This window comes from Phormidium tenue FACHB-1052 (assembly GCF_014696675.1).
Taxonomy (GTDB): Bacteria; Cyanobacteriota; Cyanobacteriia; order Phormidesmidales; family Phormidesmidaceae; genus Nodosilinea; species Nodosilinea tenuis_A.
In genome coordinates, this window is record NZ_JACJQN010000003.1 from 40,897 (window position 1) to 57,450 (window position 16,554).

Below are 16,554 nucleotides of genomic sequence, written 5' to 3' on the forward strand. Positions count from 1 at the left end.
TGTCGCTCACTATTCAGGCCGATAGTACGCGGCTGACAACCCTTGCACACACCTTCTCATTGCTCAAACCTCTGGGGCGATGAGATTTTTTTTGACGATTAAAGATTGGTGTCGTACGTCATCAACTCAATCCTTTAATCAACCATCCCATCACGATTTCAAAAACGTTCTCCATTGATACGGATAAATCATACCAATGCCGATTAAAGATAAGCCGACTCAACCTAAATTTCGGCTCTTCAACAATATTTTTCTGATTGTGGGCGTCGTGTTTTTGGCGGCCAGCTTTATCTTGCCCGCCCTGCTGGGGCCGCAGATTCCGGGGGTGCCCTACAGCCTGTTTATTCACCAGGTGCAGGAGGGTGAGGTAGCGCGGGTGCAGGTGGGCCAAAACCAGATTCAGTACCAGCTCAAGCCCGGGGGTGAGGAGGAGACCGGGCAAGTCTTCACCACCACCCCAATTTTTGATCTGAGCCTGCCGACCACTCTGCAAGACAACGGCGTCGAGTTTGCCGCCACGCCGCCCTCCAAAAATCGCTGGGTGGGCAGCCTGTTGAGCTGGGTAATTCCGCCGCTGATTTTTGTCGGTATTTGGCAGTTCTTTATCCGTCGGGGCAGCGGTGGCGGTGGCCCCCAGGGCATGCTGTCGATCGGCAAGAGCAAGGCCAAGGTCTACGTCGAAGGCGAAGCCGCCAAAATCACCTTTGCCGATGTGGCCGGGGTAGACGAGGCCAAAACCGAGCTGGTAGAGATCGTCGACTTTCTCAAAACGCCGGGACGCTATACCCAGATTGGGGCGCGCATTCCCAAGGGGGTGCTGCTGGTGGGGCCACCAGGCACGGGCAAGACGCTGCTAGCCAAGGCCGTTGCTGGCGAGGCGGGGGTGCCCTTCTTTAGCATCTCGGGCTCTGAGTTTGTGGAAATGTTTGTGGGGGTGGGCTCATCGCGGGTGCGCGACCTGTTTGAGCAGGCGAAGCAACAGGCCCCCTGCATTGTGTTTATCGATGAATTGGATGCGATCGGCAAGTCGCGCAGCAGCAACGGCATGTACGGCGGCAACGATGAGCGCGAACAGACCCTGAATCAATTGCTCTCTGAGATGGACGGCTTTGCCGCCGAGGATGCCACGGTGATTGTGCTGGCGGCCACCAACCGGCCTGAGATCCTTGACCCGGCGCTGTTGCGCCCCGGTCGGTTTGATCGGCAGGTGCTAGTCGATCGCCCCGCCCTATCGGGGCGCGAGGCCATTCTCAATATCCACGCCCAGACGGTGAAGCTGGGGGATGATGTGGATTTGAAGGCGATCGCCACCCGCACCCCCGGCTTTGCTGGAGCCGACCTGGCCAACCTGGTCAACGAAGCGGCATTGCTGGCCGCCCGCAACTATCGTGACGCGGTCGCCCAGACCGACTTTGCCGAGGCGATCGAGCGCGTCGTCGCGGGGCTAGAGAAAAAAAGCCGGGTGCTCAACGACAAAGAGAAAAAGATCGTTGCTTACCACGAGGTCGGCCACGCCTTGGTGGGTTCCCTCATGCCGGGCAGCGGCAAGGTCGAAAAAATCTCCATTGTGTCGCGGGGGATGGCGGCCCTGGGCTACACCCTACAGTTGCCCACTGAAGACCGCTTTTTGATGGATGAAGCGGAATTGCGGGGACAGATTGCCACGCTGCTGGGGGGGCGATCGGCGGAGGAAATTGTCTTTAACAGCATTACCACTGGGGCCTCTAACGATTTACAGCGGGCCACCGATCTGGCGGAGCAAATGGTCACGGCCTTTGGCATGAGCCAGGTGCTGGGGCCATTGGCCTACCAGCAGGGGGCGCGCCCGATGTTTCTCGACGGGGGCATGGCCAGTGGCCGCCGCCCGATCAGCGAAGAAACCGCCCAGGCGATCGATCGCGAGGTCAAAGCCATTGTCGAAACCGCCCACCAGCAGGCCTTGGCGGTGATTCGTCACAACCGCGAGCTGATGGAGACAATCACCCTGCAACTGCTGGAAACTGAGGCGATCGAAGGCCAAACCCTGCACCATCTGCTCGACCAGGTGCAGGCCACTCCGGTCGAGGCCAACGGCTTCGTGCCCCACTGATTCGTCGATTGGAGGCCACGGTTGCTCTCTCCAACCGACCAGCATGCTCAAGTCTTTTTTTAGCTTTTTGATCAATTCCTTGGAGGTCTCTATGTCATCTTCTCTAGCCAAAGGCACCCTCGTCACCATGATTGGCGAGGCGGTTCTGCAAGAGCGCCTGATTCACCTGCTCAGTCAACTTGAGGTGTCGGGTTACACGATTGTGCCGGCCAAAGGGGCGGGCAGCCACGGCAGACGCATGGGCGATATTGCGGGCTACAACACCAATATCGAAATCAAAACCATCGTCAGCTCGGCTCTTTCTGACCAGCTGCTAGACGAGCTAAAGCCCTATCAAGAGACCCACGCCCTGATTGTCTTTCGCCAGACCGTCGAGGGTTTGTTTGATTGAAAACCAGTTTTGTAGCGCTTAGCAGAGCGATCGCTGGCTTAGCTATAAATAGACAGGTCGCTAAAATCAAGGGCCTAGATACGATGGCTTGAGGATTCACCCCAGGAGAGCATAATGATTACCGTCCACCACTTAAATAACTCGCGATCGCAGCGGGTGCTCTGGCTGCTCGAAGAACTGGGCCTGCCCTACGATGTGAAGCGCTACGAGCGTGACCCAAAGACCATGCTGGCCCCAGACTCGCTGCGGCAGGTGCATCCGCTGGGCAAATCGCCAGTGCTCACCGATGGCGACTTGACCCTGGCCGAGTCGGGGGCGATCGTCGAATATTTGGTCGATCGCTACGGGGATGGGCGGCTGATCCCCCCCCTGGGCAGCCCAGAGCGACTGCGCTACACCTACTGGCTGCACTACGCCGAGGGGTCAGCCATGCCGCCGCTGCTGCTCAAGCTGATCTTCGATCGCATTGAGCAAAGCCCGATGCCCTTCTTTGCCAAGCCGATTGCCCGAGGCATCGTTGGCCGGGTCAAAGACTCGTTCATTCTCCCCCAGATCACCCAGCACCTCGATTTTATGGAGGCAGAGCTGGGCAAAAGCCCCTGGTTTGCCGGGGCAGACTTCACCGCCGCCGATATTCAGATCAGCTTCCCGCTCGAAGCCGCCGCGACGCGGGCGGGGCTAAATGCCAGTCGGCCTAAACTCATGGCCTTCCTAGAGCGCATCCATGCCCGCCCTGCCTACCAAAATGCGCTGAACCGGGGCGGTAAGTATGAGCTGTTGAGCTGAGATCGGCACGAGCATCCTGAGAATTGCCGACCCTATGGCGTCCTGGCTTGCAACGGCTCGCTCAAGGCTGATCGGGCATTTATGAAAGGGATTCGACTCCAGTTGAGTCGAGATTTGAGGAACTTATTGCTTCTTTGAACTAGCGAACTAGCCCCTACAGCTAGCCGGTCATGTCTGGGGCTGGAGCTGCGGCGCGGCCCTCTCTGGATCGCGATCGCCCCCGTCAGCCAAAGGGCGAGCCCGCTGGGTCTTGATCATATTCAAATTAATCGTCAGCAAAAAGCTGGTCAGGCTGGCGATCACAATCACCGGCACCATCGCCGTATCCGACAGCACGCTGAGAATGACGGTGGTGCTGATCGGGGTTTTGGTGATTGCCACATTCACCGCCGCCATCATGCAGACCATGCCAATGGTGGGGTGCACCTGCGGAAAGCCGAGGGCGATCGCCAGCCCCACCGCCGCCCCGATGTAAAACAGCGGAAAGATAAACCCACCGCGAAACCCTGAGTGCAGCGTGCAGCTAATCGCCAGCATCTTCGCCAGGCCAATCAGCAGCAGCATGGTAATGCCAAAGGTCGAGCCGGTTTCAATAATGGTTTCGATTTCGCGCTCGCCAAAGAACAAAGTTTGGGGAAACACCAGGGCAATTAGACCAATGGAAAGGCCCCCAGGGTAGCTAGCAAAATCGTGCGGTGCTCCAGAGGGCGCGTCAGCCAGCCCACCGCGCGAAACACCAGCACAAACAGCGCCGCTACCGCCGCCCCGATCGCCCCCAACACCGCCCCCTCCGCCAAATTGATCAGCGTCAGCGGTGGTATCGAGGTGAAATGATACATGCCGCCGATGGAAAGCCCTGTGGTCAGGCGAAATACCACAAAGCTGAGAATCGCCGCCAGAGTCGCCGGAATCAGCGCCTCGTAATACTCTAGCCCCCGCCGATGGGGAATTTCTAGCGCGAACAGCGCCCCGCCCAGGGGTGCGCCAAAGAAAGCTCCCAGCGCCGCCGCCATGCCGCAAAAGGTGAAGATCCGCGTGGTGCGCAGCGTTAACCCCAGCTTTTGGGCCATCCAGCCGCCAACGCTGCCGTTGACCTGCACCAGCGGAGCCTCTGGCCCGGCACTGCCCCCCGCCACTATCGAAAACAGCGAGGCCACCACCATTGCCGGACTCTGCTTGATGTCAATACGACCGGGGTCATGCACCTTCTCGACTACAAAGGAAACCTCACCGGGCAGGCCCATCAGATACAACGTCAGCCCCACCAGCAGACCGCCCACGCTGGCCACAATCCACACGTAGTTGGTGGCGGGGAAGCTCTCGGTAAAAAAGGGTTCAAGCTGATCGGGCAGGGTGTGCCACACCAGGTGCATAAACCCCTCTAGCACCAGGTAGTACGTGGTAGCCACCATGCCACCGACAATGCCGATGGCGGCGGCAGCCAGCATGGTTTGGGCGTAGTCGAGGTCGCGGGGGGCGGTTTCTTCAGCAGTCGCGCCCTCAAAATTCATAGATGTCGTCATGGCCTGACCTCACGAATATGGGACGGGGTGCGATTTTCCTTCGTAGAAACTACAGGCGATCGCGCAGCGTCCCTAGAGGGAAATCGCCCTGCTCCACCGGCACGCCTGCGGGCATCGGTACTCCCTGCTCGGCGTGGGAGCCGACCACCTCCTTTAGGGTGAAGGCATTCAAAAAGGCGACGATCAGTGCCACACAGCCCAGCATCTGAAAGAACAGCTTGTCGCCCGCCACCCCCTGGGGCAAAAGGCTGTACACCGTCAGATAGACCACTGCCCCGACGTTGCCATAGGCTCCTACGTTGCCCGCAATCTGCCCCGTAATGCGGGGTTTCACCAGCGGCACAATGGCAAAGGTGGCCCCCTCAGCGGCCATCACAAAGAACGACGCCACCATGGTCATCAGCACCACAAAGAGGATTGGCACGCCCTGACCAAACATGCTGAACAGCAGGTAGCCCACGCCCGTACCGGCGATGGTCACCACCAGAGTCAGCTTGCGGCTGCCCAGTTTGTCGGAAATCAAACCGCCGCCCGGTCTCGCTACCAGGTTCATAAAGGCGTACATGCCAGCGACCGCACCAGCGACGGCGACGGTGAGCCCAAAGCCGCGCTCAAAGTAGGTGGGCAGCATCGACACTACCGCTAGCTCAGAGCCAAAGCAGGCCACATAGGCCATTTCAAGGTTAAACACCTGGGAAAACTTGTAGCGTGCTTCGGGAGGGTAGCGCTTTGCACCGGTCATCAAGGGCTTGTTGGCCTGCCAAATGTTGTAAGCCTGAAACAGGTACAGCCCAACTAAAAGCACCCCAATTACCACCAGCGCCTGACTGCCAATAAAGTCAACCTTGGTCAGACGCCAGGCAATCAGTCCCAGCACCCCCACCAACGGAATATTCGTCGCTAGCAAAAGCCAAAAATCGCGCTGGCTGGTGACTTCCATCCCGGCGCTGCTGGAGGGGCGTTGGTAGACCTTGCCCGGCGGCGTATCGGTGACATTGAAGTAGTAGACCACGCCATAGCAGGCAGCGGCGATGCCCGTGAGGGCGATCGCCAGTCGCCAGTTCACCTGGCCAGCGGTTAAAAAGCCCAGCGCCGCCGCAATCGACGGTAGCGTAAAAGCCGCCCCTGCCGAGCCAAAGTTGCCCCAGCCGCCGTAGATGCCCTCGGCCAGGCCAATTTCGTTGTCTTCAAACCACTCGGCTACCATGCGAATGCCGATCACAAAGCCGCAGCCGACAATGCTCAGCGCCAGGCGGGAGTAGACCATCTGCTCAAAGGTTTGAGCCAGGGCAAAGGCCAGGCAGGGAATCGCCGTATAGATCAGCAGACAGGAGTAGGTGATGCGTGGCCCAAAGCGATCGAGCACCATGCCGACGATGATGCGGGCGGGCACCGTCAGCGCCACGTTGCAGATGGCGATGGTGCGCATTTGTGGGTCGCTCAGCCCCAGGTCGGCCTTGATGGCCGTAGCCAAGGGCGCAAAGTTAAACCAAACCACAAAGGTCAAAAAGAATGCGAACCACGTCATGTGCAGGATTTTGTACCTGCCGCTAAAGGACCACAATCCAGCCATAACTACTTAACTCCAGATAGATGATTGCCCCAGAAACCCGATTTGACCGCATTGAGTCAGCGGCAAACGAGCGCGATCGCAGACTCAGCCCCATGGCCAAAGATCTATTCACAAACGCGCTAACGGGTAAAAAAGCTGGGAACTTTCGTCGGCATTGGAAAAACTTAAACGCGGGCAAGCCTAAGCTCAGCAAGCTGAAATCACCGAGAAAAGGGTTGCCGACAAATAAATCTTTTTCATAGGCAAAGATTAATCGTGAACCTATAGATGCTCTGTGTAAGTGCTTACAAAACACCCGCGCTGATGGCTTTTCCGCGCTGCCGCAATGCAGTTATTGCAACCGCGCAGAACGACTCCAAAGAAAGACTTCCGATATTTTTCTGTATATTCAGATACAAAAGACGGCAAAAACAGTAGAATTAGATCAAATAATTTCCTTGCCGTGCCCTCTGATGAGATTTCAAGATCCTCAAGCTGCGATCGCCCTTCACCGTTTAGAGGTGCTTACCACCGTGGCCGCCGTCCTCGCGGCGTCTGTCTTTGTCGGCACCGCCACGACCCTGGTTGCGATCGAGCAGGCCGAGACCTCAGGCCAAAGTTTGGTAATACCCAGCGAAGCTGTGCTCTGGCAGGGTTTAGGGCAAAAAGACTAGCCAGTGAAAGCCGTTTAATTTCTTTCTCAGGCGGCACTAAGAGTATTTTAGGCGACATTTATTTGGCTCTCAGCTGGCCTCGGCACTATAGAAGCCGTAGACCACAAGCAAGCAAAGCTAACCCCTTTGCTAAGGAGAACCCTATGAAACGCTACCTATCTGGTTTGATGATTGTGCTGTCCACCCTAGCCATGGTTTCGGCAGCCCATGCCGGTCAGACCCACCTCAACGACCTTGCCGCCGATCGCAATGGTGATGGCATGGTCACCATCGGCGAACTAATTAACTACAACCGCGACCAGCGCGATTAGCGATCGCCCTAATTGTGCACATTGCCTAAAGCGAAGTGTCTCTTCTTCACAGCCTGTGGCTTAAGCCGCAGGCTTGTTTTATTGCCACTACTCATTGCTGTAACCGTCAAAAGCAGCATCTGATCGCTATCGAGTAACCCCCACAAGACTTTACTTCACAACTGTATATCGGCACAGTGTTAAGTTGAATAAAATCCCTGTCAGCTACAGCTAAGCATCAGCTATCTAGGCATGGGCAGCAGAATTAGTGCGACATAAGCTTGAGCTAGGCATAACAAGATAGAGCAATGAGTCACCTTAGATTTTATACTAGTGCTTTCAGCCCTTGGTTACATTTTATAGAAAAATATTCCTGTAGACAGTACTATTAGTGCTGTATCATCTACCGCAGCAGTGACTCAATCCTTCATCTAACTTTGCTTGCCGTCCGATCCTTGAGTTCAAGTAGGATAAATTGAACTCAGACTTAAACGTAGATAACTTGGGTAAAGCCATCCTATGATTCAGTGGTTTGAAGAACGAACATTTGCCACCGAGGCCGAAAGTAAGACCATGGCAGCCCCCTCTGTCATAGAGCCCTTTGGAGCGCCCCGCTCTCTGCCTCGAATGCTTTTTGACTTTGCTATTCTCACCGCTTGCATAACTCCCAAAAACCCCGAATTACCCTTGCTAGACTTTGGTGCTGGAACAGGATGGATCACCGAACTTTTGGGGCGTATGGGTAAGCGAGTCGTCGCTTTTGATATTCATAGTAACTTAGAGATTTGCCTGCGCAATCGAATCGATGCGGATCGACGCTTGATTAGTCAGCATATTGGCTTTGAACAGGGAGATGGTCACCAAATGCCGTTTGCCGATCGCAGTTTTAGCAACCTGCTGTGCTACGACACCCTGCACCACATGCACAGTTATCCTAAGGTTTTTGGAGAATTTTTCCGCGTTCTTGCTCCAGGAGGGCGGGCTATTTTTGTAGAGCCAGGTGCCAGACATAGCCAATCCCCCGATACTATTGCCTTTCTCGAACAGCAAAAAGCCCACGACCCTACTTGGATTGAGCGTGATGTCGTGCTCGAAGAAATCGACGAGATAGCCCGCCAAGCTGGCCTGACTGGTCTAACGATAGTGCCCATTCCCCACCCCGATAACCTAGTCACCTTTGATATAGAAACCTGGAGTCAATTTCGGGGGGTTACACCTAGCCCTGAAAAAACTATGGCGCGTGAAAGGTTCTGTGACCATTTAGCCCACCTAAACTACAACGATAGGGTGGTTTTTTACACGGAGCGTTAGACCTAAGAAATGACTTTATCGCGTAGCAAAAGGGCAGTTCTACAGTGGTTGAAATGCTGTGTTAAGCATTATGGAGTCTGCCAACTACGGCACTGTAGACTGAAATAGAAAAAACGGAAGCATTAAGCTTAGACTTCAATGCTAATTTCAACATTTCAAAATCACCAACTGGGAACTAGGTCATCCTATGATTCAGTGGCTTGAACCGCGACATTTTGCTGCCGAAGCAGACATCAGTGCCATAACTAATCCCGCCGTTACCGAACCCTTTGGAGCGCCGCGCTCTCTGCCTCGAATGATATTTGACTTTGCTGTTCTTGCAGCTTGTATAACTCCCAATTGTCCTGACTTGCCTGTACTAGATTTTGGGGCTGGATCAGGATGGATCACAGAGTTTTTGGCGCGCATGGGCAAAAAAGTTGTCGCGTTTGATATTCATGGCGATTTAGAATCCTGCTTGAGGATGCGCATTGCCGCCGACCAACGCCTAACCAGTCACCAGATTGGTTTTGAGCATGGTGACGGCCATCAGATGCCATTTGATGATTGCAGCTTTAGCAACCTGCTATGCTATGACACCCTGCACCATATGCATAGTTATCCTAAAGTTTTTGAGGAATTTTTTCGTATCCTTGCCCCAGGAGGGCGTGCTATTTTTGTAGAACCGGGTGCCAAACATAGCAAATCAGCCGACACCATTGCCTTTCTCAAACAGCAAAAAGCTCATGATCCCAGTTGGATTGAGCGTGATGTTGTGCTTGAAGAAATCGATGAGATAGCCCGTCAAGCGGGGCTGACTGGCTTAACAGTAGTTCCCATGCCCCATCCTGATCGTCTAGTTACCTTTAATATGAAAACCTGGGGGAAATTTCGAAGTTCTCTGCCCAGTCTTGGCAAAACTATGGCACGCAAAAAGTTTTGCGATCGGTTGGCTAGTCTTAACTACAACGAAAGAGTGATTTTTTATGCCGATCGTCAATTTTAAGTGGCAATGTGTAACTGTCCCCATGGCGGGATGAATCTATTGTCGAAAGCTAAACCCCAATAGGGTTTCATAAGTCCATTCATCTCTCATTTCAGCAACGAGTGGGAAAGTACGGTTGGTGCAACTCCCTACTTTTTCAAACCTCCAACGACAACTGTACGTGGGTGGGTTCATCCATCAGCTCCAGGTTAGAAAGAGTCAGCCCCAGCAGGCGCACGGGCCGATCGCGATCGCAGTGGGCCAACAGCATCTCTTCTGCCCAGGAAAAAAGGGGTGACTCAGCGCCAATGGCGGCAACAAAGGTGCGGCTGCGAGTAATCTGCCGGTAGTTGGCGTACTTGACCTTGAGGGTGAGGGTGTGGCCTCGGCGGCGCTGTTCTTGCAGGCGGCTGATTACCTCGGTGGCAATGCGCTCTAGCGCTGCGGTCATATCTGCCAGATTGGTCAGGTCGGGCGAAAACGATCGCTCGGCCCCGATCGATTTGCGAATGCGGTTGGGGTTGACGGGGCGATCGTCCTCGCCCTGGGCGACGCGGTAGTAAAAACGCCCCACCTTGCCAAAGTGCTGCACCAGGTCGGCCTCGGCCCACTGGCACAGGTCAGCCCCGGTGGCAATGCCTAGAGTGTGCATCTTGCGGGCGGTGACAGAGCCAATGCCGTGAAACTTTTCGATGGGCAGCGCGGCAACAAAGGCTGCGGCCTGGTCGGGCAAAATCAGCGTCAGACCGTCGGGTTTGTTTTGGCCGCTGGCCATTTTGGCGAGAAACTTGTTGACCGATACTCCAGCGGAAGCCGTGAGCTGGGTGGTGGTCTGGATGTCGGCTTTGATGGCGCGGGCCAGCACCAGGGCCGAGGGTTCCGCTAGGGCGTTGATGGTGACATCTAAATAAGCTTCGTCGAGGGACAGCGGCTCGACCAGGTCGGTGTAGTGGCGAAAGATAGCTTGAATTTGCTGAGAAACCGCTTTGTAAACGTCAAAGCGGGGGCAGGCAAAGATCAGCTCTGGGCAGCGCTGCTGGGCGATGCGGGCGGGCATGGCCGAGTGAATGCCGTACTGGCGGGCCTCGTAGCTGGCCGCCGCAACGGCCCCCCGCTGCTCAGGACGACCACCCACCACCAGGGGCTTACCTCGATACTGGGGAAAGTCTCGCTGTTCTACGAAGGCGTAGAAGGCGTCCATGTCAACGTGGATAATTTTGCGCATCGGGACGGTGGCGATCGCGGACATTGAGTAGCAGAGCATGGCGGTTATACCACCTTCAGACAGGGGGCTTTCCTCCCTGCGGAATAGCGGGCTGGCCGCGATGATTTAAGTATAGAAAACAGAGAGTTAGGGCTATGGTCACTTGGCAATCATCGTCTCAACCCCCAAACGCGCAGGCCATGTGGAGCCTGGGTGCGGCCCAAGCCCAAATGCAGGCGATCGCCGCCGCCCTGATGCCCCTGGGGCTTTCTGCCTCGGGTCGAGTCCAGCTCCCCTCCATCGAGATTGAAGACACCGCCAACGCTCTGGTGGTAACCGCCTTTTTGCCGGGGGTAGAGCCCCAGGCTGTACAGGTGCGGGCTACCAGCAAGTCGCTCACCTTTTCTGGCCAGCGGCAGTCGGGCTATCGCAGCCCGTTAATCCAAAGCCTGGGGATCAACTATTTTCAGCAAACGGTGCCACTGCCCGAGCGAGTGCTCGATCGCCAGGTGCAGGTAGCCTATCAAGGCGGAGCGATCGTGGTGACGTTGCCCAAAGCTAAGGGCTGGGGGCAGCGGCTAATGCAGAGCTGGCAACGGGCTCGGGTAGAGCTAGGGCTAGCGCTCAAAGCGTGGGGGCAGCGTCTGTTAGAAGATCGGTAACAGAATCTAAAGCCTAGGTAAGAAAAAGGGTTGGGTGTCAACATCTGATCGACACTAGATCTACGATGAGACCGAGGATTGATTCCATCTATGACTGACTTTGACGATTTTTTGCGCCACAAATACGCTTACGTAGCTATCGGGGAATTTAAACCCGGCTGTTTTAGCGAAGCCCGCCAGCTCTACGAAAAGGCGGTATCGACCTACACCAAGGGCTTCCAAGGAGCCTATCTGCTGCAAGAACCGGGCAGCGATCGCGGCATCGCTATCATTCTCTGGGACAGCATTGAGGATATGGGCGATAACCAAAGCGAAGTCTATCAAAAGACCTTGGGCAAAATTGCCCACCTGTTTGAGACCCCACCCGTAACCTCGTTCTACGAAGTGTGTAGCGAAATTGGCCTACCCCAAATTTTGGCTGCCGCCAGTGCTGGGGCAAAATAGCCCAAACTCTGCCGGAGCTGAAGTTTTTAGTGCGGCCCAAAAAGGCGCTCAGCTCCAGGCTCATTGGCTAGGCTGAGCTGCCCATGGCAGCCTGTCGTCAGACGGCTGCCGATTCTTGAGCCCATGATGTTGGAAACTGCTCAATCCTTCAGAGAAGCCATATCAATCACGAAGCGATATTTCACATCGCTTTTTAACATGCGTCCATAGGCTTCATTAATATTCTGGATGTTGATCACTTCAACATCTGACGTGATGCCCTGTTCACCACAAAAATCGAGCATCTCCTGGGTTTCAGCAATGCCGCCAATCAGCGACCCGGCCACCGATTTACGCCCCATAATCAGCGGCACCGTATTCAGCGTAGGCATCAAATTCCCCAGAAACCCGACCAGCACCAGCGTGCCGTCCAGCGCCAGGGTAGGCAGATAGGGGTTGAGATCGTGCTCAGTGGGTACGGTATCAATGATCAGGTCAAACTCTCCCTTTACGGCTTCCATTTGTGCATCGTCGGTAGAGATCACGATGTTGTCTGCGCCGAGCCGCCGAGCATCCTCATCCTTGCCGGGGGAACGGGTAAACAGCGTGACGTTCGCACCCAGCCCCTTGGCCAATTTCAGCGCCATGTGCCCTAAACCGCCGAGACCCACAACCGCTACCCGACTGCCCTCACCCACCTGCCAGTGACGCAGGGGCGACCAGGTGGTGATGCCAGCGCACAGCAGCGGCGCGGCTCCTTTGAGATCCAGCCCGTCGGGAATGCTCAGCACAAATTTCTCCGATGCGACGATGTTTTCGGAGTAACCGCCGAAGGTGGGCATCTGATCGTGGCGGTCTTTACTGTTATAGGTAAAGACTGGTGACTCTTGGCAATATTGTTCTAAGCCGTCGCCGCAGGCGGCACAGTGCTGGCAAGAATCGACCATACAGCCGACTCCGACATGATCGCCCAGTTTAAAGCGTGTCACCTCTGCCCCTACGCTGACCACGCGACCAATAATTTCATGGCCGGGCACCACCGGATATTCAGTGCCGCCCCAGTCGTTGCGGGCCGTATGCAAATCGGAGTGACAGACGCCACAGTAGAGAATTTCGATCGCTACATCGTCTGCGCGAGGCTCGCGTCGGGTGAAGCGATAGGGGGCTAGGTCTTCTGTAGCAGACTTTGCGGCGTAGCCAAGTACATTCGTGGTCATGATTTATCTCTGCTATGAATTGCGTATTGATGAGGTCTCTCTGTTTTTAATACGGCATTAGTGGGTTCTAAAAAAGCATCCAAGGAACCATTTATTTTTTTCTTTTGCTAGGGCTGCGACTGACCGCCATCAAGTGGGATCAACAGCCGCATCAAACACTGCGTACCTCGACCCGCCTAGGGCTTTGGCCCGATACATCGCCCGGTCAGCATGGTTGAGCAGAACCTCTACGCTGTCATCGCCCTCGGTGCCCAGGGTGATGCCAATGCTGGCGCTCGAAGACACCTCGGGATGGTCGGGCAGCAGCGGCAGGGCTAGGGCCTGCTGAATCCGGTTGGCTACCGCCACGGCAGCGTCGATCGACGCCATCTCGTGCAGCAAAATGGCAAACTCGTCGCCCCCTAGACGGGCCACGGTGTCTTGGGGGCGCAGGCAGGCTTTGAGCTGAAGGGCAATTTCCACCAGTAGCTGGTCGCCCACCCGGTGACCCAGGCTGTCGTTGACTACTTTAAAGTCGTCTAGATCAATAAATAGCACCGCAAAACTATAGGCAATGCTGGTGCCTTTGAGGGCGATCGCCTGGGCCGCCTTTTCCATAAAAAAGCGGCGATTGGGCAGGCTAGTCAGGGGGTCGTGAATCGCCCCCGATCGCAGCTCCAGCTCTATCTGCTTGCGCTCGGTGACATTGCGAATAATGGCGATCGGGTGGCCGTGTTCATTGGGCAGCAGCCGGGCTTCGCAAAAAATCTGCCGCTGCCCTACGGTTACCTCAGCCTCAAAGCATTGCAGCGACTGGGTGCGGCTGGCCATCTGACCGTAGCTAAATAGCTTGGCAGCAAAACTCGACCCAAAGCAGTCCACAATCGACTGACCCGCTGCGCCAAGGGACAGCGGGCTGAGGTCAGGATCCACAGAGGGCTTGACATCGAGAATGGAGCCATCGGCATCAAATTGAACCATCAGGTCAGGAAAGTGCCTCAGCAGGCCGATACCAGGGGCAAGCGCCGGCACCGTCGGCAGCAGACAGCGGGGCGGAGCCGCCCCAGCGATCGATCGCACGGTGATCAGCCGGGCGCGCACCCCCTGGCAAAAGCCAATGGCGTCGCCGGGGCGGAGGGGGCTATCTTGCACTGGGGTGCCGTTGATCGTCAGCCGCTGATAGCTGAGGCCGTCAGCCCCATCGTCGCTGTGAATGATATAGCCGTGGTCAAGCCACACCAGGCTGGCGTGGTGGCCAGAGACGCCCTCCGACACCAGGCGAATATCTTTGGTGCGATCGCGACCGATTGAGTAAAACGGTTTGCCCAACGGCATAATCTGGCGGCGCTGGCCGTCTTGAATTAACAGAGCCAGGTGAGGAGAATCGTCCTCCCGCCCCTGGCATTGAGGCTCATGGGTATGGGTCATCATGACGTAGGGCACCAGTGATAGACTGCGTTTCCTGGCCGGGTGAGGAGGGCAGGCAGGCCCTAGGACACCGACGATAGCTCTGACGATGGCTCTGGGGCAAACCGCAGCTGGCCGTCTAGCAGCTGGCGCATCAGCAGGCAGGCAATTCCCGCGCTGTCGATTGGTCTTGAGAAGTAGTAGCCCTGCATTTTTTTATAGCCCAGATCCTTAAGCACGACTAGGTCGTCGAGGGTTTCCACCCCTTCGACAATCACATCGAGCCGCAGCCGCTCGGCCAGCATAAAGATGGCCTCGCTCATGGCCCAGTTTTTGTTGCGAATAAACGAGCGATCGATCTTGAGGGTGTCGAAGGGCAGATCTTGCAGCCGCCCCAGGGACGAATAGCCGGTGCCAAAATCGTCGATGTAGAGCTGTATGCCTAGCTGGTGCAGTTCGACTAGGGCCTTAAGAGCCAGATCTTTGTTCTCAATCAGCGCGCTCTCGGTGACTTCGAGCTTGAGGCTGTGGGGGGCAATGTGGTGGCGCTCAAGGATGTGGCGAATGTTTTCCACCAGCTGGGGATGGCGCAGCTGCACCGCTGAGAGATTGACGCTAACGCTGAGGGGCGTCACCGCCGGAAACTGGATCTGCCACTGGCGCAGTTGGCCGCAGGCCTGGTCGAGCAAAAACAGCCCTAGGCTGTCGATTAGACCAGCCTTTTCGGCCAGGGGAATGAAGACCTCTGGCGAGATGATGCCCCGCTGGCCGTGCCGCCAGCGAGCCAGGGCCTCAAAGCCGATGATCTGGTTGTGCTCAATCGACACAATTGGCTGGTAGGCCAGATAGAGTTCCTGCTGATCCACCGCCTGGTGCAGGTCGTTTTCGAGCTGAAGCAGCTCTAGCTCGGCACCCGACAGCAGCGTCAGCAGGGGGGTGGGCTGGTTCTCTAAGGCGTTGGCTAGCCGGTTGAGGCGATCGGCGTTGTTGATGGCGATCGCCAGCAGCCGTTGACCATCGTCGGAGAGCGACCCCGACTGCTGATACCCCAAGAGCTTGAGCGCCCCCTGAATCGAGGCGAGGGGAGTGCGCAGCTCATGACAAATGAGCAGCGAAATGTCGTCAAAGGGGTGGGTTGAGCAGTCGGCAATCGAACACAAATCCTCACTGGGCCGGGCCGAGTTGGAATACGCCATGGAAGATGCTTAGCGGTTTAGAAAGGGTAGTGGGGTAGGGCATTGGGGGCTAGGCCAGTGGAGCAAACGGGGCGGGGGCTAGGCGAGTTGCGATCGCAGCTCAACCCAGATTGTGTAGTGGGTCTTTGACACGGTGATGCAGACCTTAAATCCTTTATTACTTTCCTGAGTAGCTTGGCGATAGGCCTGGAGCCGGTCAGCTAGGGGGAGTTGCTGCAAGCTAACGTAAAAGTCATTTCGGTAGAACATGCCGTCGTGGATGCCCTGATTCCAAAATTTAAAGGACGAGATAAATTCCTCGACCACAATCAGGGGGAGCATAGCGGGGCTGCTGGCAAGACGTCTTCTTTAGAATAGAAAACAAAAGTGACAGCTATGTGAACACCCTGCACCGATGACTGTGGCCCTACTGCCAGCCCAGAACAGACTCAATTTGTCCCCCCAGTAGGCCGGGGTCGAAAGGCTTGATCAGCACTGCTCTCGCCCCCGCCGCCACGAAGGACTGCTGCGTGGCCAGTCGCAGGGTAGCCGTCAGTAAAATCACTGGGATTTGGCGAGTTTCGGCATTTTCACTGAGTTTGAGCAGGGTGGCTAGACCGTCAACCTTAGGCATGATCACATCGAGCAAAATGGCATCGGGATGGTAAGTGGCCGCCAAAGCTGCCCCTTCTTCTCCCGAGGCGGCAGTTTTGACCTCCCAGTTTTTGGTAATTTCTAGGCTCGCTTTGGCAATCTCTCGCACGTCGGCTTCGTCGTCAATAATCAAAATGCGTTTGGCGACCATGGTAAAAATGCCGGTGCATGCCGGTTACAAAATACCCCTTTTTTATCACTTTAAGCCGAGCAAAAGAGGGGTGTTAATTGAAGCTATTGAAAAGCGGGCAGT

Annotated in this window: 16 protein-coding genes and 1 pseudogene; 9 read left to right on the top strand and 8 right to left on the bottom strand. The window is 55.9% G+C overall.

All coding sequences use genetic code 11. The features are described 5' to 3' along the window. The first annotated feature begins 196 nt into the window (after positions 1-196). From ftsH to H6G07_RS06205, 3 genes are all read left to right on the top strand, one after another. On the top strand, positions 197-2,089 hold the full coding sequence (ftsH, locus tag H6G07_RS06195; protein ID WP_073607527.1) for an ATP-dependent zinc metalloprotease FtsH: 1,893 nt from the start codon (positions 197-199) through the stop codon (positions 2,087-2,089). Between the two features lie 91 nt (positions 2,090-2,180). Further along, positions 2,181-2,480: a DUF3240 family protein gene (locus H6G07_RS06200; protein ID WP_073607743.1), complete on the top strand. Its 300-nt coding sequence runs from the start codon at positions 2,181-2,183 to the stop codon at positions 2,478-2,480. Between the two features lie 114 nt (positions 2,481-2,594). Next, positions 2,595-3,266, top strand: a complete 672-nt coding sequence (locus H6G07_RS06205; protein ID WP_073607528.1) for a glutathione S-transferase family protein — start codon at positions 2,595-2,597, stop codon at positions 3,264-3,266. A gap of 168 nt (positions 3,267-3,434) precedes the next feature. Here the strand turns inward: H6G07_RS06205 and H6G07_RS27020 are convergent. Together H6G07_RS27020 and H6G07_RS06215 are read right to left on the bottom strand one after the other, a co-directional pair. Further along, positions 3,435-4,789 (bottom strand): annotated as a pseudogene (locus tag H6G07_RS27020) (chloride channel protein). 49 nt (positions 4,790-4,838) lie between these two features. Then, entirely contained in the window at positions 4,839-6,317 is a 1,479-nt protein-coding gene (locus tag H6G07_RS06215; protein WP_216277854.1) for a NarK family nitrate/nitrite MFS transporter, read from the bottom strand. Between the two features lie 497 nt (positions 6,318-6,814). On the opposite strand from H6G07_RS06215, the gene H6G07_RS06220 reads away from it, so the two are divergent. From H6G07_RS06220 to H6G07_RS06235, 4 genes are all read left to right on the top strand, one after another. Next, positions 6,815-7,015: a hypothetical protein gene (locus H6G07_RS06220; protein ID WP_073607529.1), complete on the top strand. Its 201-nt coding sequence runs from the start codon at positions 6,815-6,817 to the stop codon at positions 7,013-7,015. A 143-nt stretch (positions 7,016-7,158) separates the two neighbouring features. Then, complete coding sequence (locus H6G07_RS06225; protein ID WP_171972972.1) at positions 7,159-7,326, top strand: hypothetical protein; 168 nt, start codon at positions 7,159-7,161, stop codon at positions 7,324-7,326. Between the two features lie 498 nt (positions 7,327-7,824). After that, positions 7,825-8,616, top strand: coding sequence for a class I SAM-dependent methyltransferase (locus tag H6G07_RS06230; RefSeq protein ID WP_073607530.1), 792 nt, complete (start codon positions 7,825-7,827; stop codon positions 8,614-8,616). A gap of 187 nt (positions 8,617-8,803) precedes the next feature. Continuing rightward, on the top strand, positions 8,804-9,601 hold the full coding sequence (locus H6G07_RS06235) for a class I SAM-dependent methyltransferase (RefSeq protein ID WP_073607531.1): 798 nt from the start codon (positions 8,804-8,806) through the stop codon (positions 9,599-9,601). A gap of 136 nt (positions 9,602-9,737) precedes the next feature. Here H6G07_RS06235 and dinB read toward each other — a convergent pair whose 3' ends face one another. After that, positions 9,738-10,844 (bottom strand): DNA polymerase IV, encoded by a 1,107-nt coding sequence (gene dinB / locus H6G07_RS06240; RefSeq protein ID WP_199311945.1) that lies wholly within the window; start codon positions 10,842-10,844, stop codon positions 9,738-9,740. 95 nt (positions 10,845-10,939) lie between these two features. Between dinB and H6G07_RS06245 the strand changes: the two genes are divergently transcribed. Next, positions 10,940-11,446, top strand: coding sequence for an Hsp20/alpha crystallin family protein (locus H6G07_RS06245; RefSeq protein WP_084172945.1), 507 nt, complete (start codon positions 10,940-10,942; stop codon positions 11,444-11,446). Between the two features lie 90 nt (positions 11,447-11,536). Further along, positions 11,537-11,890, top strand: a complete 354-nt coding sequence (locus H6G07_RS06250) for an antibiotic biosynthesis monooxygenase (protein ID WP_073607533.1) — start codon at positions 11,537-11,539, stop codon at positions 11,888-11,890. Positions 11,891-12,030: 140 nt separating this feature from the next. Here the strand turns inward: H6G07_RS06250 and H6G07_RS06255 are convergent, their stop codons facing one another. From H6G07_RS06255 to H6G07_RS06275, 5 genes are all read right to left on the bottom strand, one after another. Then, on the bottom strand, positions 12,031-13,086 hold the full coding sequence (locus tag H6G07_RS06255; protein ID WP_073607534.1) for an NAD(P)-dependent alcohol dehydrogenase: 1,056 nt from the start codon (positions 13,084-13,086) through the stop codon (positions 12,031-12,033). A gap of 129 nt (positions 13,087-13,215) precedes the next feature. Continuing rightward, positions 13,216-14,493: a GGDEF domain-containing protein gene (locus H6G07_RS06260; RefSeq protein ID WP_073607535.1), complete on the bottom strand. Its 1,278-nt coding sequence runs from the start codon at positions 14,491-14,493 to the stop codon at positions 13,216-13,218. A gap of 62 nt (positions 14,494-14,555) precedes the next feature. After that, positions 14,556-15,668: an EAL domain-containing protein gene (locus H6G07_RS06265; protein WP_073607536.1), complete on the bottom strand. Its 1,113-nt coding sequence runs from the start codon at positions 15,666-15,668 to the stop codon at positions 14,556-14,558. A gap of 78 nt (positions 15,669-15,746) precedes the next feature. After that, positions 15,747-15,989 carry a hypothetical protein gene (locus H6G07_RS06270; RefSeq protein WP_073607537.1) on the bottom strand — a complete coding sequence of 81 codons (243 nt, stop codon included), beginning with the start codon at positions 15,987-15,989 and terminating at the stop codon, positions 15,747-15,749. An 85-nt stretch (positions 15,990-16,074) separates the two neighbouring features. Next, positions 16,075-16,452, bottom strand: coding sequence for a response regulator (locus H6G07_RS06275; protein ID WP_073607538.1), 378 nt, complete (start codon positions 16,450-16,452; stop codon positions 16,075-16,077). Between the last annotated feature and the right edge of the window lie 102 nt (positions 16,453-16,554).